We start from the raw sequence: 22,179 nt of genomic DNA, 5'->3' as shown, positions 1-22,179 counted from the left end.
CGCTATTCCGCAGTGGCCGCTTTAAGCGCCTCTGCCACCTGGCCCCTGGTCGCCGCGACGATCCTGTCAACGCCCTGGGCGTTAGGGTGGACATTGTCTTCCAGCATCAGGCTCTTGTTGCCAAGGACGGGGGCGAGGAAAAACGGGACGAGGCCTGCCTTGTGCTTCTTGGCCAGATCGGGCCAGATCGGGTTGAATTGCTTCTGGTAGTCCGCGCCCAGATTTGGGGCAGCGAGCATTCCCGTAAGCACCACGGGGATGCCGCGCTTGTCGAACTCGTTCAGAATTGCATCAAGGTTGGCGCGGGTCTCCGCCGGGGCAGCCCCCGCAACATGTCGTTGCCACCGAGGCCGACAAGCGCGAGGCTCGGTTTCACCGGTTGGTTGTCGAGCGTGAACTGGAGGCGCTGAAGGGCCGCCGCGGTGGTATCTCCCGAGACACCTGCATTGACGACTTTGACGGGAACGCCGCCCGCATTGAGCGCTGCTTCAAGGCGCGGCGGATAGCCCTCGCCCGGATCAAGCTGGTATCCCGCATAGAGGCTGTCGCCGAATGCGAGGATGACCGGGGCATTGGCAGGAACCGGTGCCTGTGCCTGCCCCTGCGCCTGTGCAGCTTTGGTGGCGGCCGGTTCAGGGGGCTTCTCGGGCGAGCAGGCGGCGAGAACAAGGGTTGCGGCAAGAGCGAAGCGGCGCATTGAAACTCCATAGGCGCGCCCCCAAGTGCCGGTTGCACGCTGCAACCAATCTATGCCACGTGAGGCCTGTGACAAGCTCCCCCTTTCAAGTTCATCGGCGCCGGTAATCGCCGCTTCGGCCCTTACCCTATCGCTCGGCAGCGGGGAGGCAGAGGTTCAGATCCTTCGCGGCATCGACCTGACGGTGGGCGCGGGCGAGACGCTCGCGTTGCTGGGGCCATCAGGCTCGGGCAAGTCATCGTTGCTGGCGATCCTGTCCGGCCTGGAGCGCGCGAGCGGCGGGTCGCTCAATGTCGCCGGGGCGGATTTCACCGCGCTGGACGAGGACGGCCTTGCCGCCGCGCGGCGCGGGCGGATCGGCATCGTGCTGCAGGCTTTCCACCTGCTGCCGACGATGACCGCGCTGGAGAACGTGGCGACGCCGCTGGAACTGGTGGGCCAGACCGACGCGATGACACGCGCCGAAGCGGAACTGGTAGCTGTCGGCCTCGGCCATCGCCTGCACCACTACCCGACGCAGCTTTCAGGCGGCGAGCAGCAGCGCGTGGCGATTGCGCGGGCACTCGCGCCCAGTCCCGCCATTCTGTTCGCCGACGAGCCAACCGGCAATCTCGACCATGCGACCGGCGAAGCGGTAGCCGACCTGCTGTTCGCGCGGGCAGCGCAGGCGGACGCGACGTTCATCATGGTCACCCATGACGAGGCGCTGGCGGCGCGCTGCGGGCGCATCGTGCGGCTGGCCGATGGGCAGATCGCTTCGGACGTTTCTTCGTGAGCCTTTCGTGGAGTGCCGCCTGGCGGCTCGCGCGTCGCGGACTGGACTGGCGGTTCAAGGGACTTCGCCTGCTGCTGGTGTGCCTGATGCTGGGCACGGCAGCGCTTTCGGCCATTGGTACGCTGACCGGCGCGATCGAGCGCGAACTGGCGACGCGCGGGCGCGAGATGCTCGGCGCGGATCTCGAATTCACCTTGGCAGCGCGCCAGCCATCGGCAGAGGAACGGGCAGCCATCGCCGCGATGGGCGAGCTTTCCGAAGGCGCGCGGTTGCAGGCGATGGCACGGGTGCCGGATGACGAGACGCGCACAACGCCGGTCGAGTTGAAGGCAGTCGACGCAAAGTGGCCGCTTTACGGGCGGTTCACGCTGGAGGGCGGCAAGGTTGCCGGCGCGCCGGATGGCATGACTGCTTGGATAGCACCGGGTGTTGCCGACCGGCTTGGCGTGAAGATTGGCGACAAGCTGCGCGTGGGCGAGGCCGAGCTTGTCGTTGGCGGGGTGATCGGGTCGGAGCCGGACCGGCTGGCTGAGGGTTTTTCGCTCGGGCCGACGGTGATCGTCAGCAAGGGCGCGCTTGCAGCATCCAAGCTGGTGCAGCCGGGATCGATGGTGCGGAGCAAGCTGCGCCTGAAGCTGCCGGCGGGCGCCGACGCGCTGGCGCTGGGCGAGAGGGTGAAAGCGCAGTTTCCGCTGGCGGGCTATGAGGTGCGGACGCGCGACAAGGCCTCGCCGGGACTGGACCGTTTCGTTTCGCGGATGGGGCAGTTTTTGGTGCTGGTTGCGCTCGCGGCGCTGGCGATTGCCGGGATCGGCATCGGCAACGGGGTGAATTCCTACCTCGAAGCGCGGCGCGGGAGCATCGCGACGCTCAAGATTCTCGGCGCTTCGAGCCGGGACATTGCGCGGATCTATCTGCTGCAGTTGGCCGCCGCTGCGTCGCTGGCCATTCTCGGCGGACTGGTGATCGGGGTGAGCATCACGCCGTTGATCGCCAGGGCGCTGCAAGGGCTGCTGCCGATCGAGGCAGGGTTTGTGCTCGATTGGGGCGCTCTGGCGATTGCTGCGGCCTATGGGGCCTTGATTGCGCTGACTTTTGCCGCTCCGCCCTTGACCAGGGCCAAGGCGTTTCCAGCGATGGCACTGATGCGGGCGCGGGTAAGTCCATTGGCGGGCGGCTGGAAGGGCGCAGCACTCCCGGTCGCGCTCGGGCTTGGCGGGATTGTGGCGCTGGCGGTGCTGACTGCACCGCAGAAGCTGCTCGCCGCCGGATTTCTGGGCGGGGCGGCTGTGCTGTTCCTCCTGCTGTCGGCGCTCGGGTGGGGCCTGCAGCGGCTGGCAGCACGGCTGCCCCGGCCCAAGGGCGCGATTGCGCGGATGGCGCTGGCCAACCTGCACCGTCCCGGCGCGCAGACTTCGGCGCTAGTGGTGGCGTTGGGCTTTGGCCTCGCCGCCTTCGTCCTGCTGGCAGGCGTGCAGACCAGTCTTGACGGCAATATCGCATTGCGGGTGCCTACCCGCGCGCCGGACTACTTCGTTCTCGACCTGCCGCAGGGCAAGACCGGCGAGTTTGACCGGATCGTTCAGCGTGCCGCGCCCGAAGCTATGGTTCGCAAGGTCCCTGCCCTGCGCGGTTCGATCGTTGGCTATGGGCCAGCAGATGCGATGACGCGGGTGGCCGATCTCAAGGAAATACCCGACAACGCTTGGCCCCTGCGCGGCGATCGCGGGCTGACTTATGCTGACGACGTTCCCGAGGGTAACGTGCTTACGGCGGGAGAATGGTGGCCCAAGAACTATTCCGGCGAGCCATTGGTTTCGGTCGACGATGATCTGCGTGAGGCTCTCGGGCTGAAACTGGGCGACCGCATCGCGGTCTCGATCCTCGGTGTCGAGCGCAGCGCCAGGATCGCCTCGTTCCGACGGATCGACTGGGAGAACATGGGCTTCAACTATGTGCTGGTGTTCAGCCCCAATGCGATTGCCGATGCTCCGCACAATCTGGCGGCGACCATCAGCTTGCCGGAAAGCGCGAAGACGCCGGAAGTTCGCCGCGCTATACTGGGTGGGCTGGTAAAGGCGCTGCCTTCTAGCTCGGTGATCGAAATCGGCCCGGTGCTGGGGCAAGCGCGCGAGATCCTGTCGCAGATGGGCACGGCGATCCTTGCTGCGGCGAGCGTGGCGATCCTTGCCGGGATGGCAGTGCTGGCCGGCGCGATCGCCGCCGCGCGCGAACGCAAGACCTACGACAACGTGATCCTGCGCGTGCTGGGCGCAAGCCGCAGGCAATTGCTGGTGCTGCTGGTGGCCGAGTACGGCCTGCTCAGTGCGCTGCTGGCAGGCGTGGCACTGGTGCTGGGCACGGGCGTGGCATGGGGCGTGATCGTGCTGCTGTTCGAGTTCGATTGGCTGCCCGACTGGCCACGCATCCTTGGCGTGCTGGGCGCAGGCGTAGCGCTGGTCATGGTGCTGGCGATTGCCGGCTCGGTCGGGCTACTGCGGACCCGACCGTCGCAAGTGCTGCGCGAGCTTTAGGTTCCAAACTAAGAAAAAACGTCCGCAGGCGTCGGGTTCTTGGGGTCAGGTCCGAAGCGGTTCGGGCCGCGCGTGCCATCGAGGCACATCAGCACGAAAATGGCGAACCAGCCGAGGAACGGGATGATCCACAGCAGCAGAAGCCAGCCGCTGCGGTCCTGATCGTGAAGGCGCCGCACCGACACGGCAAGACCCGGAACGATGGAGGCGAGCCAGAACAGCCCGCCGATCCATCCTCCTGCCCCGACCAGCCGGGAACCGTACACGAACGCGCCCTCGCCTTGTGTCACTTCGTTGGTGCCGAAGACCACGTTCAGCGCCACCATCACCAGCACATAAAACAGTGCGAAGCCCCAGTATTCCCTGCGCCGTGACCGGCCGGCAAATTCGGCGTAGCGGCGATAGGGCAGGATCATCCAGTTCATCGCAAAGTCCCCTTGCCTTGGATCACCCGAACACGTCGTAGCCAGCGGGGTTCTTCGGATCATCGCCAAAGCGGTTCACGCCCGTGGTGCCCGGCAGACACAGGATCACCAGAAAAGCGATGCTGGCGATCCAGCCCACGAACGGGATCATGCCCAGCACGATGAAACCGAGATACCACCAGCCAGACATGTCGCGATCATGCAGGCGGCGCACGATCACCGCGATGCCGGGCACCAGAGTACCGAGGAAGAACACCATCATCAGAACGGCGCCAATCCAGAACGAAACCCCGAATTGGGGATCATCGACGCCTGAAAGTGCTGTACCAAGACCGCCGGCAAACATGAATGCAGCAATCAAGGCGTAGACGATCACCGTGAACAGGGTGAACATCCAGTATTCCTTGCGCCGCGAGCGCCCCGAGAATTCAGCGTAACGCCGATAAGGCATCAGCATCCATTCCATGACTTTCCCCCTTTGTTGTTTATCCGCAGGACCATTGCGGTTTCACCAGTGACCATCATTTGGCAGCGACTGCAAGTGCGGCAAGCGTTTTGCATTCAATTGCCGACCAGCACGAATGGTGCCCACGTCGCGGGATGCGCGCCGCCCGGCACTTTGGCATCGCGCAGGATGGCGAGCTGGGCGCGACGCAAGCCTTCGGCGCGGGATAGTCCCTTGCCAGCACCTTTCAGGGTGTCGAGTGTCAGGCGGCTGGCCACGTCATCCCGCACCGGCCAGTGCGACAGCAGCAGCGAACGCGCACCGGCGGCAACAAAGGAGCGGGCAAGGCCCGAGTAGGTCGGCGCGCTTTCGCCATCGCCAGCACTGGTATCGCAGGCCGAGAGGATTACCCAATCGGCATCAAGCCGCAGCTTGGCAATTTCCGAAGCAGTGAGCAGGCCGTCGTCGGTCTCGCTCGGCTGTTCGGGGGGCGTGAGAACAAGTGCGGGTTCCACGAGATCACGGAAGGCCCCGCCGACAAGACCGTGCGTGGCGAAGGCCAGGACGCTGGCCTGTTCCAGCGGCGCTGCCTTGACGGCTGCTTCGGTGGCGTCCGCACCGATCAGCAAGGCTGGCTTGCCGGGGAAAGCCGTTGCCATCGCCCGCAACTCGTCAGCCGCGCCCGGCAGGCTGGCCAGCTCGCGCAGGGCCTTGGTGCTGGTATCGCCCGAGCGCAGCAGAGGCGCAGCACGGGTGGCCAGTCGAACGGGCTGACCCAGGATCGGCGCGCCAATGCCGGCGAAGGTCACTTCGCGCTTGCCGCCCGCGCGCTGAGGGAGCGGCGTCGCAGCGAGCGGGACAGAGACCGCGTGGTCCAATGCCAGCCAGTGCGTGTTGCGCAGGGCCGCAGGTGCGTCATCCGCCCCTTCTGGTGCTTGCGTGACCAAGGCGGAAAACGGCAGCGCGGCAAGGCCACCAGGGGCAAGTATGCGCAAGTCGGGCGCAGCCTTGATGGCCTGCCGGATCGGTGCCGGGAAGAGCAGTTGGTAAAGTTCGAATGCAGCTTTCCGATCGAAGCGTCCTGCACCGTTGTTGACGAGACCAAGGTCGATCGAGCCGCGCATGCGCTTGATCAGTTCAAGCATTGGCCGCGGAGCAATCGCACTTTCCGCAACCACCGCCTTTTCCGCCGTGACGGCAAGGACGATCAGGCCGTCCTCATCTTGCCCGAAGAGCACAAGGGCCTGCCCCTTGGCCAAAGCCTTCTGGGCAGCGGAGAGAGCGGCGGGCTCGACGGCGGTCTGCAGCGAATAGCCGGGGATCAGTTCGGCCAGCCGGGCGTCCTCTTGCCGGATCTTCGCATCGATTTCTTCAAGCTGGCGGTTGATCGCGTTGACGGTGTCACCCTTCCCCGCTGCGACTTGTGCGTTGAGCGTGCGGCGCAGTCTTGCGCCATCGCTGGCCAGAGACTGATAACGCCGGATGACCTCGGTCGCCTCGGCGCCATTGCCGTCGCGCAGCATGGCCAGGCTCGACATGGCGCTTTGCAGATCGCCAAGGTTGGCCAGTTGCAGTGCCTCGAACGCTTGCGCTGGGTCATTCGCACCTGCCGCAAATCGCGCCTGCTGGACGAACAGGAAGTGATACTGCTCCGCCAGCCTCATGACCTCGCCGCGCGGCGTCGCGCGGTCGAGCAGACGCGCTCGCGCTGGTGCCAGAATCTGAACGGTTCGGGTGAGCGCTCCTGCTACATCACCGCGAGCCGCAGCTATCTGCTCGGCGAAGATCAGGCCGCAAAGCCGGCGAAAGTTGGCGTCGAGCGCTCGCTGCCGGAAAGCGGCGTTGGCATGATCCAGCAGAACCGACGCCTCATCCAGACGGCGGTTCGCGATGTATTCGCGCGCCAGATTGACCTCTGCCAGCAGCACGTCCGGATGTTCTGCAGAGGCCGCCCGCTTTCGCCCCACTTGCAGCGCTTTTTCACGCAGGGCCAACGATTGCGCCTTGTCGCCACGCCAGGCGGCAAGGCGCGCCAACTGGCCAATGACCGTAGCGCCTACCGTCTCCTTGCGTTCGGTGCTGCTGTTTTCGAAAATTTCGGCAGCCCGCTCATAGAATGGAAGCGCCTCGTCCTTGTGCCCCGAATTATCAAGCGCAAAGCCCAGCGCGCTGAGCGAGAAGCCAATATCCTGATGCCCTGCAGGGTAGGCCTTCATACGCAGATCAAGGGTCCTGCGTATCACCGGAATGGCTTGGGCATAGAGCCCGGATTCACTGAGCGATGCGCCCAACTGGTTAAGGGCAGCCATGGTAACACGATGGTCCTCGCCCAGATGCGTTTCAGCCCATACCGCTGCTTCACGAGCCGGCTCAATCGACGACGCGGTATCACCCGACTGGATCAGAAGAGCTGCCAAGCTCAGCCCGAAAATTGCGGGCTGTTCGACATCATCACCGGTGCGGTTCGCATGGGCGCGGGCCAGACGCAGCGCCTCGCGCACGCGCGGCAGTGCTTTCAAGGGCTCTCCCCGCCGGAACTCGACCAGAGCCATGCCATAAAGTGCGGAGGCATATTCGATGCTCTCGGTACCAGCTGTCTGCGCAGTCAGATCAAGCGCGCGCAGCTTGTAGCGGCTGGCTTCTTCAAGCTTGCCGAGGGAGGAGTAGAGCGAACCGATATTGTTGACGAGCTCGGCCCGGTCGGGGGTCATCGCGTATTTGCCCGAGTCCAGTTCAGCTTCGAGCCTGTGGTAGATTCCCAGAGCCTCGTCATAGCGGTCGAGCCAGAACAGGGCATTGGCGCGGCTGGCTTCGGCGTAGATCATGTCCAGCCGATCGATACCCTTCGCCTTGCGGGCGCGTGCGAGGACGACATCGATCCAGGCCAGCGCCTCTGCAGGCTTTCCGGCCGTGTCCATCGTCTTGAGCGCCTTGACCTCGTCGGCAAGGCTTGGCGCGGATGCTGGTGCTGGCTCCGCCGCTTGCGCGACACTTGGCACCCCTGTCGCCAAAAGTGCCGCCAACCAGATCGATTTTCCCATGCCCCACCCTTGAAAGATCCAATCCGGAAGCAAGGGTTAATGGCGATTTAGCGAAACAACAGTGCCTATTCGCACATTTTCATTTGAGCCAGCCCGCCTCGCGGTACCACGCGGCCGTGGCGTGAAGTCCCATCGCGGTTTCGACTTGGGGCATCCAGATGGCGGGCGGCGGCTGGTTGCCCTCGCCCGCGCGCCAGTCCGGGTGGCACATGTAGCCAACGCGATCGAGCGTGAGCTTGGCGCCCTTTCCGCGGAACGTGGCGTCAAGCTTGGCGCCCAGGCGCAGAATGCTGGCAGGGAGGTTCACTGCGGTGGCGCGCCTGCCCACGGCCATGCCGATGGCCTTGGCAAGATCGTTGTGGGTCCATCCTCCCGGGGTGCCGTCATCGGGTTCGAAGGTCAGGTGCGTAACCTCCTCGCCTCCGGGGATCAGGGCGAGCAGCAGGCGGGCGAGATCACCCACGTGGATGATCGAAAGATGTCCCTGCGGCGGGAGCGGCACGATTCCCCTTCGCGCCAGCTTGAACAGCTCAAACATCTCGGTGTCGCGCGGGCCGTAGACGGCCGGCGGACGCACCACGGTCCAGTCAAGACTGCTGGCCTTGACGATCTTCTCTCCGCGCAACTTGGACCGACCATAGACCGACAGGCCCGGTTCACGCGCCGAGAGAGACGAGACGTGGATGAAGCGCGGGACCCCCGCCTCCAGCGCGGCGTTGACGACGTTGAGCGTGCCCCAGACGTTGCCATCCTCGAAGCCCTGCTCGTCGGGCGCGTTGACCACGCCGGCGATGTGCAGGACAACGCTGGCCCGGCCGACCAGGCGCTGGAGGGCGCGCTTGTCATTGAGATCACCCTGAACCCATTCGACGCCAACGCGCGCATCCTGCGGGCGGCGGGCAAGCGCGCGGACCTCGATCCCGGCGCGGGCGGCATAATCGAGCACGGCCTGGCCGACGAAGCCGGTGGCTCCGGTAATCGCCAGCAGTTCCGCAGCCATTACAGCAGCACCATCTGGTCGCGATGGATCAGCGCCGAGCGGGGAGCATATCCGAGGATACCCTCGTGCTCGCGGCTGTGATGGCCCTTGAGGCGCACGCATTCGGCAGCATCGTATTCCGACAGCCCCCGCGCCAGCGTTGCGCCATCAGGTCCGATCACGGCAATGGCATCGCCTCGCTGGAAATCCCCTTCGACTTGCTTGATGCCCGCAGCAAGCAGGCTGGAGCCACGCGCGAGTGCGGCGGCGGCCCCGGCATCGACATGGACGCTCCCGCGCATGCGCATGCGCCCGCCCAGCCACGCCTTGCGCGCCTGCTTGCGGCCGCGCGGCAGGAACAGCGTGCCACGCTCGGCGCTCAGCGCAGCGTGGATCGGCGAAACGGGCTGACCGTCGATAATGGCCAGCGCCATGCCGGCAAGCTCCGCAATCTCGGCAGCCTGCAGCTTGGAGGTCATCCCGCCCGAGCCCAAGCCAGATGACGATCCCCCGTGGCCATGGCATGAATTTCCGGAGTAACGCCCCTTACCACTGGAATACGCGTAGCTCCGGGTTCGCGCGGATCCCGGTCATAAAGCCCGTCGATATCGGACAGCAGCAGAACGCCCGAAGCCCCGGCCGCCTGCCCGACGCGGGCGGCAAGTCGGTCGTTATCGCCGAAGCGGATTTCCTGCGTGGCGACGGAGTCGTTCTCGTTCATCACCGGCACTGCCCCTGCGGCCAGCAGAGTGCCGAGCGTGGCGGTCACATTGAGGTAGCGCCGACGATCCTCAAGGTCCTCGAGCGTAAGCAGGATCTGGGCGGCGGCCAGGCCATGTGCCGCCAGCAATTCAGCCCACAGGCCCGCAAGCGCGATCTGGCCGACCGAGGCGGCGGCCTGCGCGTCGGACAGGCTGCCGCGCCCACCCTTGGCAAGGCCGAGCCTGCGGGCGCCCAAGGCGATAGCGCCGGACGAGACGACGATGACTTCCTGCCCCGCAGTGCGCGCCGCCGCAATCTCGGCGACCAGCGCGGTCAGCCATTCACGCCGCGGCGCACCATCCTTGCCCACGAGCAGCGCCGAGCCAACCTTGACCACCAGGCGCGGACAGGCAGAGGCATCGGTCAGGTGGGCAAGCTGGCTGATCTTCATGAGGGCCGCTTAGGGCAATTGTGACGGATCGTGAAGGGCTGTCAGTCCCGCTGGCAGAGCGCTTGGGCGATCAGATCGGCGACCATGGCTTCTGGTCAGTCTCTTCCTCGACTTCGCCCGTCGGCCGTTCGGTCGCCGTGGCAAGAGGCAAGTGTTCGAGCACTGCATCGAGCAGGGCATCCATGCCCTTCCCGGTCGCGCCGGAGATCGGATAGACCTTGCGCGCGCCTGCCTCGCGCAGTTCCTTGGTGAAGGCCTTGACCAGTTCTGCATCGACCAGGTCGATCTTGTTGAGGGCGATCAGGCGGGGCTTTTCATCAAGCCCGGCACCGTAGGCCTCAAGTTCGCTCTCGACGATCTGCATGGCTTCGGCGGGATCGGTCTCGCTGTGGATGTCGATGAGGTGAATCAGCACGCGGCAGCGCTCGATATGACCGAGGAAACGGTCACCGATGCCGGCACCGTCGGCGGCCCCCTCGATCAGGCCGGGAATATCCGCCAGCACGAATTCCCGGTTGCGATGGCGCACAACGCCCAGTTGCGGGCGCAGCGTGGTAAAGGCGTAATCGCCAACCTTGGCCTTGGTGTTGGTGATCTGATTGATGAAAGTGGATTTGCCCGCGTTGGGCAGGCCGACAAGACCGGCATCCGCCAGCAGCTTCAGCCGCAGCCAGACGTACATCTCCTCGCCGGGCCAGCCGGGACCGTGCTGGCGCGGGGCACGATTGGTAGAGGACTTGTACGAGGCATTGCCCCGGCCGCCATCGCCGCCGCGCAGAAGGACCTTCTGCACGCCCACTTCGGTCATGTCGAGCAGGACGGTCTCGCGGTCATCGTCAAGAATCTGGGTGCCGACCGGCACCTTGATGACCAGATCGTTGCCGCCGGCACCGGTGCGGTTCTGGCCTGCGCCGCCGCCGCCGCGCTGCGCCTTGAAGTGCTGGGTATAACGGAAATCGATCAGGGTGTTGAGGCCGGTCACGGCTTCGAAGATGATGTCGCCGCCCTTGCCGCCGTTGCCGCCGTCGGGGCCACCGTATTCGACATACTTCTCACGCCGGAAGCTGACAGCGCCGGGGCCGCCCTGCCCTGAACGGATGAAGATCTTGGCCTGATCGAGAAAATGCATGCGGGTAACTGTTTCCAATGACAGGCCCGGAGCAAATGCAACATGCCGCCCCGGAAGCGAGCCTTTTACCCGTTCATGGAGAGCTTGTAACGCCGAACCGCGAGGCGCCTGCCATATCAGGCGGTTCGGTGATACCTGGTGGAGCCGAGGGGGATCGAACCCCTGACCTCGTCATTGCGAACGACGCGCTCTCCCATCTGAGCTACGGCCCCGTTCCCGGTATCGCCCCACGGTGTGCCACCGCAGGGAGCGCCGCCATTAGCGCAGCGCTCCCCCGCTGAAAAGAAATTTTTTGCTGGTCAAGTCCGGCTCAATGCCCTGCGGAAGTACCGTCCGGAACAGGCGCCGCCGTGATCTGCACGGCCTGCTGCGGCGGATTCACAAGGTTGCCGTACTGCGCCTGCCAGATGGCAAGATCCGTGCGGTAGACCTCGTAGCGACGGTAGAAATCATCGAACACGACTTCGATGTTGGGCAGGCTGCGCACGGCGAAGGCTTCAAGATTGGCCGGTGTAACGGCAGCGCCATCCCGGCTCACGGCCATGACGGCATCGCAGAAGTCGGACAGTGTCGGCGGCAACGCAAAGTGGTTGTAGACTTGCGTGATGTACGCCTCGCGCGGGGCAATGAACTTAGCGCCGTACTTCGCCTTGAACTCGACATCGAGGCGCTTGTTGATGGCGTTCAGCACCTTGTTGTGGGTGGTCAGGAACGCCTTGTAGCGGGGCAGGATGTCCGCATGGACCGGTGCGTTGCAATTCAGCGCAGCCACGTTGTAGGCCGAGCGGAGGTTCCACACCATCTGCGCGGACGAGATGTTGCGGTTCAGCGACTGGCGCAGGCCATTGGCATCAGCCGGAGGAACCGGAATATTGTCCGAAGCGCCATTGGGTGCCTTCGGCTTGGGCGGAATGACCACAACCTTCGGCGGCGGCGGGGGTGGTGGCGGCGGCGGCGGCGGTGGCTTTGGCGCACAGGAAGCAAGGCCGATAGCCAACCCTGCAGTGATAAGGCTTGGCGCGACGATACGCCGGAAACGAAACATTGGCATTCCCCCAATTCCGATCCCTAAAAGGACCGTGACAGGCAGATGGTCCTTTGCTGCAGCGTGTCAAAATGCTGTGCGAACCATCCTGTATGCAAGATGAAGCCGAGCGTAGCGTCGGCGCAGACAAATGAGAATCCCCCAGACAATAAAAACCCGGCGAACCGTTGCGGCCCGCCGGGTCAATCTGGTTCAGTTCGGGTGCTTTTCAGATCAGCGGCGATCGCCCATGAACTGCAGCAGGAACTGGAACATGTTGATGAAGTCGAGGTAGAGGCTCAGCGCGCCGAGAACGACGGCCTTGCCCGCGAAATCGGTGCCAGCGACGTAGGCATACTGCTCCTTGAGCTTCTGCGTGTCATAGGCGGTCAGACCCGCGAAGATGAGCACGCCCAGGAAGCTGATCGCCCAGCCAAGGCCCGACGACTTCAGGAAGATGTTAAGCAGCGAGGCGATCAGGATGCCGAAGACGCCCATGATCAGGAAGCTGCCCATGCCCGACAGATCCTTCTTGGTGGTGTAGCCGTAAAGGCTCAGACCCGCGAAGGCGCCAGCAGTGGCAAAGAAGGTCGTCGCGATCGAGGCGCCGGTGTAGACGAGGAAGATCGTCGACAGCGACAGGCCCATGGCCACCGCAAAGCCCAGAACATGCCCTGGAGAGCCGTGGTCGAGAACTTGTTGGCGCCAAAGCTCATGAACATGACGAAGGCGAGCGGGGAAAGCATCACCAGCCACATCAGCGGCGTGCCGAACAGCACGAGCGTGAAGCCAGTGGTTGCCGACAGCAGCGCAACGACGCCAGAGAGCAGCACGCCCGAGGCCATGTAGTTGTAGATCGACAGCATGTGACGGCGCAGGCCCGCGTCGAACACTTCGCCGCGAGCGGAGACGCCGGAAAGGCTCGGAGACGCGCCGAAGCCCGTTCCGGTGGGCCGAGGGTCGTTCCAGTTTGCCATTTTCAAAGCTCCGTTCTGTGGCCCCAATGGCCACGTACACGGAATATCGGCGCTTTGGCCCGCGCTTTCAAGTGAAACCGGACCAGCCGACAGGTCGCCAACTGTAACGAATTGTTGCGGCGTTCAACCCGCCTTGCGCGCCTGCTCGGTCATCTCGGCGCTGCGATCTCGCGCGCCGCGCAACGTGTCTTCCATGAGGCGGACCAACCGGTCATCGGCATCGAGCACGTCGATACCCACCTGCGTGACGCCTCCGGGGCTCGCGACACGGCGGGCAAGCTCGCCCGGTGCGTGCTCGGACGCTGCCGCGAGCATCGCTGCGCCTTCGACCATCGACAGCGCCAGCCGATCCGCCTGCTCGCGCGGCAAGCCGAGCACAGCAGCACCTTGTGCCAGCGCATCGATGAAGCGATAGACAAACGCAGGGCCCGAGCCGGCAAGTGCGGTTACCAGGTCCATCTGGTCCTCACCACCAAGCCATTCGGCCTGGCCAAGCGGCACCATCAGAGCTTCGGTTTCAGCGCGCGCGGCTTGGTCCGCATCGCCGACCAGCGCAATCGGCGACTTGCCAAGCGCTGCGGCAAGGTTCGGCATGACGCGGACGATGGCGCGGGCCTCAGGGAAGCTGGCGCGCAAGGTGGCAAGATCGACACCCGCCAGAATCGAGAGCAGGAGCGTGTTCGCGCCGACGAATGGCCGGACCGAAGCGGCCGCGGCGGGCAACTGCTGCGGTTTGAAACCCAGCAACACGACATCGAATGCCCCCTCGCCTTCGGGCGCGGAACCCAGCAACCGCGTACCCGGCGGCGCATTCTCCAGATACGGGTCAACGATTGTGAAGATCTCAGGCGCAATGCCGCCAGCCAGCCAGCCCTTGAGCATGGCTCCGCCCATGTTGCCGCAGCCGAACTGGAGAAAGGTCTTGGTCATGGAGCGGTTCCCTCGAAGCGCATCTGCTGAGTCGCGCTTGGCCGCTCAATGCCGAGCCGCCCTGCCTACCGCAAGCGCTGAAAGCCGCAGCTCAAGCCTCGCCTGCCGCATCCACCATGGCGCTGGCCAGGGCATCGGCCGGGCTCTTGTCGCCCCACAAGATGAACTGAAACGCCGGATAGAACCGGTCGCATTCATCCACTGCCGCCTCGATCGCGGCCTGAGCCTGGCTGATGCTGAGCAGACCTTCGTCACCAAGCATGAGCCCATGACGGTAAAGCAGGACGGAACCGTTGGACCAGATGTCGAAATGGCCGATCCAAACCTGCTCGTTGATCATCGCCATCAGCTCGTAGACAGCGGGCTTCTTGTCATCGGGAATGCGAATGTCGGGCAGGCAGAGAATCTGGAGGACGTGATCCTCGACGCGCCAGATGGCACGCAGCTGATAATTGGCCCATGAGCCCTGGATCTCGCCGGTGACCTCATCGTCTGAGACGAACTCGCATGGCCAACCGCGCGCCTCGAAAAGCGAGGCGATCATGTCGACAGGCGCTGCCTCCTCGCGCTCGTTGTCGTCATGGCCGGTCCGCATGGTACGTCCCCTGAACATGTGATCGGGCCTCCTCGGCTGGTTGGCCCGGCAGGGCGATCTGCCCTGACTGCTGCTCAAAACGTCAATGGCGGTTCACACCCCCGCCCGACAATCGCGGGTTAACAGGCGGTTGGGCAAAACTCGACAACCTTGTGGGAAAGCTGTGGACAAGGAGTGAACAGGAATCCCGGACAGCGGTTCCGCCCAGTCCCCTTATTTGAGCGAAAGCGTATCTACCGCCTGGCCGGCAGGGCTGGTCCACTGGTAACTCGAAACCCCGTCCTTCTTGAGTTTCGTGACGAAATCCTGCGCGTCAGCCTCGCTGTCGAAGGGACCGGTCAGAAGGCGGAAATTGCTGCGCCACGGCGAAAGATAGGGCTTGCGCGAGCGCAGCAGCGTCGGCGCCTCCTTCACGAGACGACGCCACTCGCTGTCCATGACGCCCTTGTTCGCACCAGTCAGCACCTGCACCCAGATACGGCTTGGGTGGCTGGGAGCGGCCTTCTTGGCCTTCGCCTCTTGTGCGTCCTTTGCGGCAGCCTTGGGATCCTTGATCGGCTTCCCGTCCTTGCCAAGTTTCACCGCATCCCTGGCCGCTGGCTTCTGCAGCTCCTTGGCGGGCGTTCGCGACACATCGGTCGGGCCGTCAGGCCGTTCACCGCGAGGGTCAGGCTTGGCACCCTTGGCGGCGGGACCGGGGGCAATGCGCGTGATGTCGACCGCCGGAACCGACGAAACGCGCTCCTCCGGCGGGGGAGTGAACGATTTGAACAAGGTGGCCAGATCACGCGCTGGCGGAGGCGTGTAAGCCGATGCCGCGTGCCCTGGCGGCGGTAATGGCACCGGCGCGACCGTTCCGGACGCAGCAACTGGAGCGCTTGCGGGGGCAGAAGCGACACCGGGTGCTGATCCCGCGGTAGATGCCGAAGCCGCCGCAGTGGCAGGCGGGGCAGCGGTAACCGACCCGACCTTCGCCAGATCAAACCCGCTCGCCGATGCAAGCGACGGCGCTGGCCGAACATTGCCCGCAGGAGAGGGCGACGTTGGCTGCGCAGAGGACGTGGCGCTCGCTGTTCGGGCAACTGCCGTAGTTGGCGCGGCAGTCAGATCCTGCTGGAAGCCGGGCTTCGCAATCGGGTTTGGCGATGGCGCGATCGTCGTCGTAGGAGCCGGGGTTGTCAGCGGCCGGGTGACCGACGGCTGGACCGATGCCGATTGTGCAGGCCGGATCGGCGGAACAGCAGGACGCACAGACCCGGGCGGTACGTCGAGCGCTGAAAGCACGGTCGGGCGGGGAACTGTCGGGCCGGGTACTGCCGGGGTCATACTGGCCGGAGGAGCTGACTGCACTGCTGGCGCGGCGCTCGCATAACTCTGGACCGGCGGCAGCTCTGCCGGAGGCGATGTCCGCACGGCTGGACGTACGACAACCGCCGAAGATGCGGCGCCATCGCTCTTGCCGGGACGGCGGCGCTTCTCGCGGCTGGGCTTTTCGCTGGAGGCGACGGATGGGCCGAGGGGCGCACCTGCCGGAATCAGGCCCGCTTCCGCTGTGCGCGGCGCGCGCGGGTTGAGCGCAGCATATTGCACCACGCGCGGATCATCGCGCCCGATGTCTGCTGCACGGGGAAAGCGCCCGAAATTTGCAGCGGCGGCCTGCTGCGCCGGCGTAAGGCGCGGCATATAACGCAAGTAAGGCGCAATGCCCGATGCCAGATCTTGCGGCATCGAGGCGTAGGCGATGGCCACTGCCTCGTCCGGCCCGCCAGTCACGGCCATCGCAAACGTGCGAGTCCGCCATGCTGCGCGATCCTGCTTTTCGATCAACGGCGAAAGCAGCGCCTCGGCGCCGCGCCGATCGCCCGATATGGCAAGGCTCATCGCATAGCGGCGCGTGATTTCGTCGTCCCCGCCCCGGCTCAGCGCAACCTGATACCACCGCTGTGCGCGGCCATTGTCACCAACGAGATCGTAGGCAAGCGCCCGGTCCGCAGCCATGGCAAATGTATCAGCGCCAGCCCGTTCCGCCTCATCAAAGGAGCGGATAGCCTCGACCGGATTTTCCGCGACAAGCTGGGCCTTGCCGAGCAGGGCCTTGGTTCGGGCATTGCCCGGCTGGACCTCGTCAGCCCGCGCCAGAAACCCGATCGCAGCATCGCTGTCACCCAGCTTCAGTGCAGCGCTGGCTGCATCGAACAGCGCGGCAACATTGCGTGGATCGGCAGCAAGTCGTGCCAATGCGGCATTGAGCTCGCGGCTGGGACTGGGGGCCGTAGACTGCACCACGGGGCGCGATACCGTGGCGGGGCCATCAGGATCGTCATCCACCTGCGCGAATGCCCGTGGCGCTGCAGCGCAAAACAGGAGCGCCAGAGCGAGCCTTAGACGCGATGAGCCCGAGAACTGCGCGATGGGGAGCCGATTCGTCATCCTGCCGCGCTCTTTACCGTCTTGAAGATGAAGCGGCGGCAACAGCCGCCGCCGCTCGCACCTGATTACTGGTTGTTCTGGCGGCCGAGGAAGCGCGGAATATTCAGCGAACCGCCTTCATCGCCATCGTCATCGCCGGTGGGGGCACGATTGCCGCGCGAGAGATTGGCCATACGCTCGAACAGGGTGCTGCCGCCGGCAGGCTTTGCGGGCTCCTGCTCCGGCGCGCGGCCGAGGCGGGGCATCTGCGGCGCAGGTTCCGGCGCGGGCGCGGCCACTGGCGGTTCGGCAGGAGCCTCAATGCCACCCAGAAGCAGTTCATCCGAGGCAGGTTCCTCCTGCGCGGCGGAAAGGTCGAGCGTAAGATCGAGCGGCTCCGGCTCGGGCGCGGCTGGCGCTTCGGGCTGGACCTGCTCTGCCGCAGGCGTCCATGCCGGTTGCGCAGGCTCCGGAGCGGCAGCAGCCGGCGGCGTGTAGACAGGTGCCGCAGGTGCAGCCGTTGGCACGGCGGGGCCGCGCGCGCTGCTCGGGATCGAGACCGGACGCGATGCGATCTCCGCCTGCTCCTGGCTCTGTTCGATACCGGTTGCGACAACCGAAACCCGGATTTTGCCATCAAGATCGGGATTGAAGGCCGAACCCCAGATGATGTTCGCGTTGGGATCGACCAGTTCGCGGATGTGGTTGGCGGCTTCGTCAACCTCGAGCAGCTTCATGTCGTCGCCACCGATGATCGAGATGATCACGCCCTTGGCGCCCTGCATCGAAACGCCATCGAGCAGCGGATTGGCGATCGCGCGTTCGGCCGCTTCCAGCGCGCGGTTCGGACCTTCGCCCTCGCCCGTGCCCATCATCGCCTTGCCCATCTCGCCCATGACCGAGCGGACGTCGGCAAAGTCGAGGTTGATCAGGCCCGGCATGACCATGAGGTCGGTGATCGAGCGGACGCCTTGCTGCAGCACTTCGTCGGCGAGCTGGAACGCTTCCTTGAAGGTCGTCTCCGCCTTGGCCACCAGAAACAGGTTCTGGTTCGGAATGACGATGAGCGTATCGACGTGCTTCTGCAGCTCCTCGATGCCGCTTTCGGCCGAGCGCATGCGGCGCGTGCCTTCGAACAGGAACGGCTTGGTCACCACGCCAACAGTGAGCACGCCCTTGCGACGGGCAGCTTCGGCAATGACAGGAGCCGCGCCGGTGCCGGTGCCGCCGCCCATGCCGGCGGCGATGAACACCATGTGCACGCCTTCCAGGGCGCGCTCGAGTTCCTCGATCGTCTCTTCCGCAGCAGCGCGGCCCACTTCGGGGCGAGCACCCGCACCAAGGCCCTGCGTGATGTCCGGGCCGAGCTGGATGCGGTTTTCGGCGATAGAATTATTCAGCGCCTGCGCATCGGTATTGACGACGATGAACTCGACGCCCTCGATCTGCGCGTTGATCATGTTGGCGATGGCATTGCCGCCTGCGCCACCAACCCCGATCACCGTGATCCGGGGACGAAGTTCGTCAATTGCCGGCGGTCCGATGTTGATGCTCATAGTCGGTCTCCCAATCGGGTCATATGTCTCGTTGCTGGCTGGAACGCGCACCAAACGAGATTGGAAAGCTTCACATTAACCTGTTGCACAAGGCTGCGCGGCGAATCAAAGGCGCAGCAACCTTTTCCACAGGTTGCAACACCATGACGGGCCAAGTTCGCGCGTCGAGAGCGCTGAACCGGGCCAAAAGGCCGTTCAAAAGTAATCCTTTATCGCCCGCACAAGGCGAATCAGCAGCTTCTTGCCGCCGTAAGCTCCGCCGACCGGATCGTTGGCTGGGCCGATGGCGCGAATGTCCACTGGATCGGCCGCTGCAAACAGCACGAGTCCCACCAGTGTGGAGGAGCTTGGCGTGGCATGGCCCGGCGGAAGGCCGAGCATCGTCGGCGGCGAACCGATGCGCACAGGCCGACCGAGAGCCGATTGCGCATAGTCGGCAAGGCCTGGAAGTTGCGCGCCCCCACCGGTCAGCACGACCTGCTGCCCGGTCTGGCCAACGAAGCCCATCGACTTGAGTGATTTGCCCACTTCCTCGGTGAAGAAGCCGAGCTGCTGGGTGATGACCGAGATCAATTCGGCACGAGGAATGCGGTTCTTGTCGTCGGCATGGCGGGCGACCGGGCCGCCTTCGGGGTCACCCGGCGCGTTGACCGGAATCATCTCGCGATGGTCCGCCGGGCTGGCGATGGCCGAGCCGGACATGCACTTGAGGCGCTCTGCCTGATAGCGACGGATGCCGAAGGCCGAGGCAATCGCATCGGTGATATCGCCCGAACCGTACTGGATCACCTGCATGCCAAGCAGCATGCCGGCCGCGTAGACCGATACCGTCGTGACCTCTGCCCCGAACTCGACCAGCGCCACGCCCAGTTCACGCTCTTCCGGCGTAAGGCATGCGTGGCCAGCCGCGACCGGCGATCCGACGACAGCTTCGACCTCGAGATGGGCGTTCTGCACTGCCTCCCGAAGATTGCGAACCGGCGCGCCATCGGCGAGCATGACGTGGATATCCACCGCAAGCCGTTCGGCATGAAGGCCCTTGGGATTGGGCACGCCGTGGGCACCATCGAGCGTGTAGTGCGCTGGCTGGGCATGGAGCACGGTGCGGCCATCGGGCTGGATCACGCCGCGCCCGGCCACCAGCAGATGCTCGATATCGTCCTGCTCGATGCGGCGTCCGCCGACCTCGACCTCGACCCGCGCGGTGGTGCTGGCAAGGCCTGCACCTGCGCAGCCGATCCAGACCTTCTGGATATCGACATTGGCCATCTTCTCGGCCCGCTCGATCGCATCGCGCACCGAATGGGTCGCAGCCTGCATGTCGGTGACATAGCCGCGCTTGATCCCCTGCGCGGCGCGGTGTCCGGAACCGAGCACCACCATCTCGCCCGTTTCCGAAAGCCCCGCGATCATCGCAGAAACGCGGAACGAGCCGATGTTCACGGCAGCAAAGACTTTGGTGATGCGGGGCGTCGCCATGTCGCTGGATCAGCCCTCGTCGCTCTTGGCCGCAGCCGCGATGCGCTTGGCTTCGGCCTTGGCCTGATCGGCGGCGCGCTTTTCCGCCGCAACTTCCTCAGCATGGCCAGGCACGCGCATATAAACGCGGTCGGGCGCGCGCATGTCGAAGGCGGCAACCTTGCCGCCGAGCAGCCGGTTCACCCCGTCCATGCGCGCAAAGCTCAGCAGCGCTCCGGCAGACTTCTCGTCGCCCTCAGGCAGAGCCAGCACCTGCCCGGTCTTGAACGTGAGGTTCCAGCGGCGGTTGCCGACCCACTCGGCTTCCGAAACCTGCGGTTTCAAGGCAGGCGCGGCATCAAGCAGTCGCGTGAGGTCCTGAACGCGCTGGCCAACGCCGAGGCCGGACAGGACGAGCATGCCCTTGGCCTTGTCAGGCTTAACCGTTTCAAGCTCCACGCCGGCATCGTCGATCAGCACCATGCGATCCGGCTTGCGCAGCACGGCGTGCGGATTGCGCTCGACGATGTCGATCACCAGCGTATCGGGCAACTTGCGCGAAACGCGGGCATCCTTGACCCACGGCAGTTGGTTGAGTTCGTCTCGCAGCGCCGCGAGATCGAGCGTGGTCATCGCACGATCGTTCTGGCCAAGCACACGCTCGTAAATGCGCTGCTCGTTCATGCGGTTGACGCCGCGCACCTCGAGATGGCTGACCTTGAACCCGGCATCGGACGCGATAAGTGCCGCCTGTTCGGAAGCAAGCGTCGGGATGCCGGCCATGACCGCCACGGTCCACACCAACCCTGCTGCTGCCCCCAGGATCAGCGTCATCAGGATGCGGTGCAGCGTCTCCTCGCTGAACGGCAGCCAGTGCATCACGGTGTCGAGCACCGATCCGGTCTGTTGGCGCGCTGCCTGGACCTTGCGCTGCGTCGTCCGCGCAGCCGCTGCCCGCCGCACGCCCTTTCCGCCCCGCTTGATCGTCTGCGCCATGGTTCAGGCCCTTCCTGAGTCCTTGCCCGAGTCTTTCAGGCTTTCCGCAATGATCGCCTCGACCAGATCGGGATAGTCCATGCCCAGCGCCCTGGCCTGTTCGGGCACGAGGCTGAGCGGGGTCATGCCAGGCTGGGTGTTGACCTCCAGCAGGAACAGCCCTTCGACGCCCTGCTCGTCGTCCCAGCGGAAGTCGGAGCGGCTGGTGCCCTTGCAGCCCAGCAACTGGTGCGCGCGCAGGGCGATCTGCTTGCACGCCTCGGTGATTTCGTCCGGAATCTCGGCCGGGCAGATGTGATCGGTCATGCCGTCTGTGTACTTGGCGTCGAAATCGTAGAAGCCGGACTTGGGCTTGAGTTCGGTGACGAGCAGCGCGCGGTCGCCGATGACGGCTGTGGTCAGTTCGCGCCCACGAATGAACGGTTCGGCGAGAAGCTCGTCGAACTCCTGCCACGGACCGCGCGAATCCGCGTTGATCGGGTTGCCGTAGTTGCCGTCAGCCGTGACGATGGCGACGCCAACCGATGAGCCTTCGTTTACCGGCTTGAGCACGTAAGGACGCGGCAGGGGATCAGCCTTGTAGAGCTCTTCGGTGCGTACGATCCGCCCGCCTGGCATCGGAATGCCATGCGGCACGAGCGCCTGCTTGGTCAGTTCCTTGTCGATCGCGATGACCGAGGTGGCAAGGCCCGAATGGGTGTAGGTCAGGCCCATGATGTCCATCAGGCCCTGGATCGAGCCATCCTCGCCCGGCGTGCCGTGCAGCGCGTTGAACACCACATCGGGCTTTGCTTCAGCCAGACGCAGGGCAACCTCGCGATCCATGTCGATCCGCGTGACCTTGTGGCCCTTGGACTCAAGCGCCTTGGCCACGCCCTCGCCCGACATGAGCGAAACCGGGCGCTCGCTCGACCAGCCGCCCATCAGCACCGCGACGTGGAGTTTAGGTAGCGTCACGCCCAGTTCCTCCCCGGCACGGGGAGGGGGACCATGCGAAGCATGGTGGGGGGCACCGGCCGGAGTGCACTAGCGAGAGTGCCCCTCCACCACCTACGG

At 64.9% G+C, this 22,179-nt stretch carries 15 protein-coding genes, 1 tRNA gene and 3 pseudogenes; 2 read left to right on the top strand and 17 right to left on the bottom strand.

All coding sequences use genetic code 11. From position 1 onward, the window contains the following. Positions 1-2: 2 nt before the first annotated feature. A pseudogene (locus tag C7W88_RS09915) lies at positions 3-697 on the bottom strand (arylesterase). Between the two features lie 52 nt (positions 698-749). Between C7W88_RS09915 and C7W88_RS09910 the strand changes: the two are divergent. Both C7W88_RS09910 and C7W88_RS09905 read left to right on the top strand, forming a co-directional pair. Next, a complete protein-coding gene (locus C7W88_RS09910) occupies positions 750-1,472 on the top strand; it encodes an ABC transporter ATP-binding protein (RefSeq protein WP_118073407.1) in 723 nt (240 codons plus the stop codon). Next, positions 1,469-4,006: an ABC transporter permease gene (locus C7W88_RS09905; protein WP_118073406.1), complete on the top strand. Its 2,538-nt coding sequence runs from the start codon at positions 1,469-1,471 to the stop codon at positions 4,004-4,006. The genes C7W88_RS09910 and C7W88_RS09905 overlap by 4 nt, the downstream gene beginning before the upstream one ends. An 8-nt stretch (positions 4,007-4,014) precedes the next feature. Here the strand turns inward: C7W88_RS09905 and C7W88_RS09900 are convergent, their stop codons facing one another. From C7W88_RS09900 to C7W88_RS09820, 16 genes and pseudogenes are all read right to left on the bottom strand, one after another. After that, positions 4,015-4,431 carry a DUF805 domain-containing protein gene (locus tag C7W88_RS09900; protein WP_118073405.1) on the bottom strand — a complete coding sequence of 139 codons (417 nt, stop codon included), beginning with the start codon at positions 4,429-4,431 and terminating at the stop codon, positions 4,015-4,017. A 22-nt stretch (positions 4,432-4,453) separates the two neighbouring features. Continuing rightward, positions 4,454-4,897 (bottom strand): DUF805 domain-containing protein, encoded by a 444-nt coding sequence (locus tag C7W88_RS09895; RefSeq protein ID WP_118073404.1) that lies wholly within the window; start codon positions 4,895-4,897, stop codon positions 4,454-4,456. Positions 4,898-4,992: 95 nt separating this feature from the next. Beyond that, complete coding sequence (locus tag C7W88_RS09890) at positions 4,993-7,917, bottom strand: CHAT domain-containing protein (protein ID WP_118073403.1); 2,925 nt, start codon at positions 7,915-7,917, stop codon at positions 4,993-4,995. A gap of 79 nt (positions 7,918-7,996) precedes the next feature. Next, positions 7,997-8,917 carry an NAD(P)-dependent oxidoreductase gene (locus C7W88_RS09885; RefSeq protein ID WP_118073402.1) on the bottom strand — a complete coding sequence of 307 codons (921 nt, stop codon included), beginning with the start codon at positions 8,915-8,917 and terminating at the stop codon, positions 7,997-7,999. Further along, positions 8,917-10,049, bottom strand: a pseudogene (gene proB / locus C7W88_RS09880) (glutamate 5-kinase). Before proB ends, C7W88_RS09885 begins: the two are co-directional and overlap by 1 nt. 70 nt (positions 10,050-10,119) lie before the next feature. After that, positions 10,120-11,178 (bottom strand): GTPase ObgE, encoded by a 1,059-nt coding sequence (obgE, locus tag C7W88_RS09875; RefSeq protein ID WP_118073401.1) that lies wholly within the window; start codon positions 11,176-11,178, stop codon positions 10,120-10,122. Between the two features lie 136 nt (positions 11,179-11,314). Beyond that, positions 11,315-11,390: transfer RNA gene (locus C7W88_RS09870), tRNA-Ala, on the bottom strand. A gap of 98 nt (positions 11,391-11,488) precedes the next feature. Next, positions 11,489-12,223: a hypothetical protein gene (locus C7W88_RS09865; protein ID WP_162895981.1), complete on the bottom strand. Its 735-nt coding sequence runs from the start codon at positions 12,221-12,223 to the stop codon at positions 11,489-11,491. A gap of 213 nt (positions 12,224-12,436) precedes the next feature. After that, a pseudogene (locus tag C7W88_RS09855) lies at positions 12,437-13,179 on the bottom strand (Bax inhibitor-1/YccA family protein). Between the two features lie 123 nt (positions 13,180-13,302). Beyond that, the gene (locus tag C7W88_RS09850) at positions 13,303-14,109 is read right to left on the bottom strand and encodes a pyrroline-5-carboxylate reductase (RefSeq protein ID WP_118073398.1); all 807 of its coding nucleotides are present in this window, start codon (positions 14,107-14,109) and stop codon (positions 13,303-13,305) included. Positions 14,110-14,200: 91 nt separating this feature from the next. Continuing rightward, entirely contained in the window at positions 14,201-14,704 is a 504-nt protein-coding gene (locus C7W88_RS09845; RefSeq protein WP_118073397.1) for a YbjN domain-containing protein, read from the bottom strand. A 213-nt stretch (positions 14,705-14,917) separates the two neighbouring features. Further along, entirely contained in the window at positions 14,918-17,134 is a 2,217-nt protein-coding gene (locus tag C7W88_RS09840) for an SPOR domain-containing protein (RefSeq protein WP_118073396.1), read from the bottom strand. A 65-nt stretch (positions 17,135-17,199) separates the two neighbouring features. After that, a complete protein-coding gene (gene ftsZ, locus C7W88_RS09835; RefSeq protein ID WP_118073395.1) occupies positions 17,200-18,669 on the bottom strand; it encodes a cell division protein FtsZ in 1,470 nt (489 codons plus the stop codon). Between the two features lie 195 nt (positions 18,670-18,864). Then, positions 18,865-20,148, bottom strand: coding sequence for a cell division protein FtsA (gene ftsA / locus C7W88_RS09830; RefSeq protein ID WP_118073394.1), 1,284 nt, complete (start codon positions 20,146-20,148; stop codon positions 18,865-18,867). 9 nt (positions 20,149-20,157) lie between these two features. Beyond that, on the bottom strand, positions 20,158-21,123 hold the full coding sequence (locus C7W88_RS09825; RefSeq protein WP_118073393.1) for a cell division protein FtsQ/DivIB: 966 nt from the start codon (positions 21,121-21,123) through the stop codon (positions 20,158-20,160). A 3-nt stretch (positions 21,124-21,126) separates the two neighbouring features. Further along, positions 21,127-22,080: a D-alanine--D-alanine ligase gene (locus tag C7W88_RS09820; RefSeq protein ID WP_118073392.1), complete on the bottom strand. Its 954-nt coding sequence runs from the start codon at positions 22,078-22,080 to the stop codon at positions 21,127-21,129. Between the last annotated feature and the right edge of the window lie 99 nt (positions 22,081-22,179).

It is taken from the genome of Novosphingobium sp. THN1 (genome assembly GCF_003454795.1).
Lineage (GTDB): Bacteria > Pseudomonadota > Alphaproteobacteria > Sphingomonadales > Sphingomonadaceae > Novosphingobium.
The sequence above is the reverse complement of the archived record's forward strand: the minus strand, read 5'-3'. Positions and strand labels throughout refer to the sequence as shown.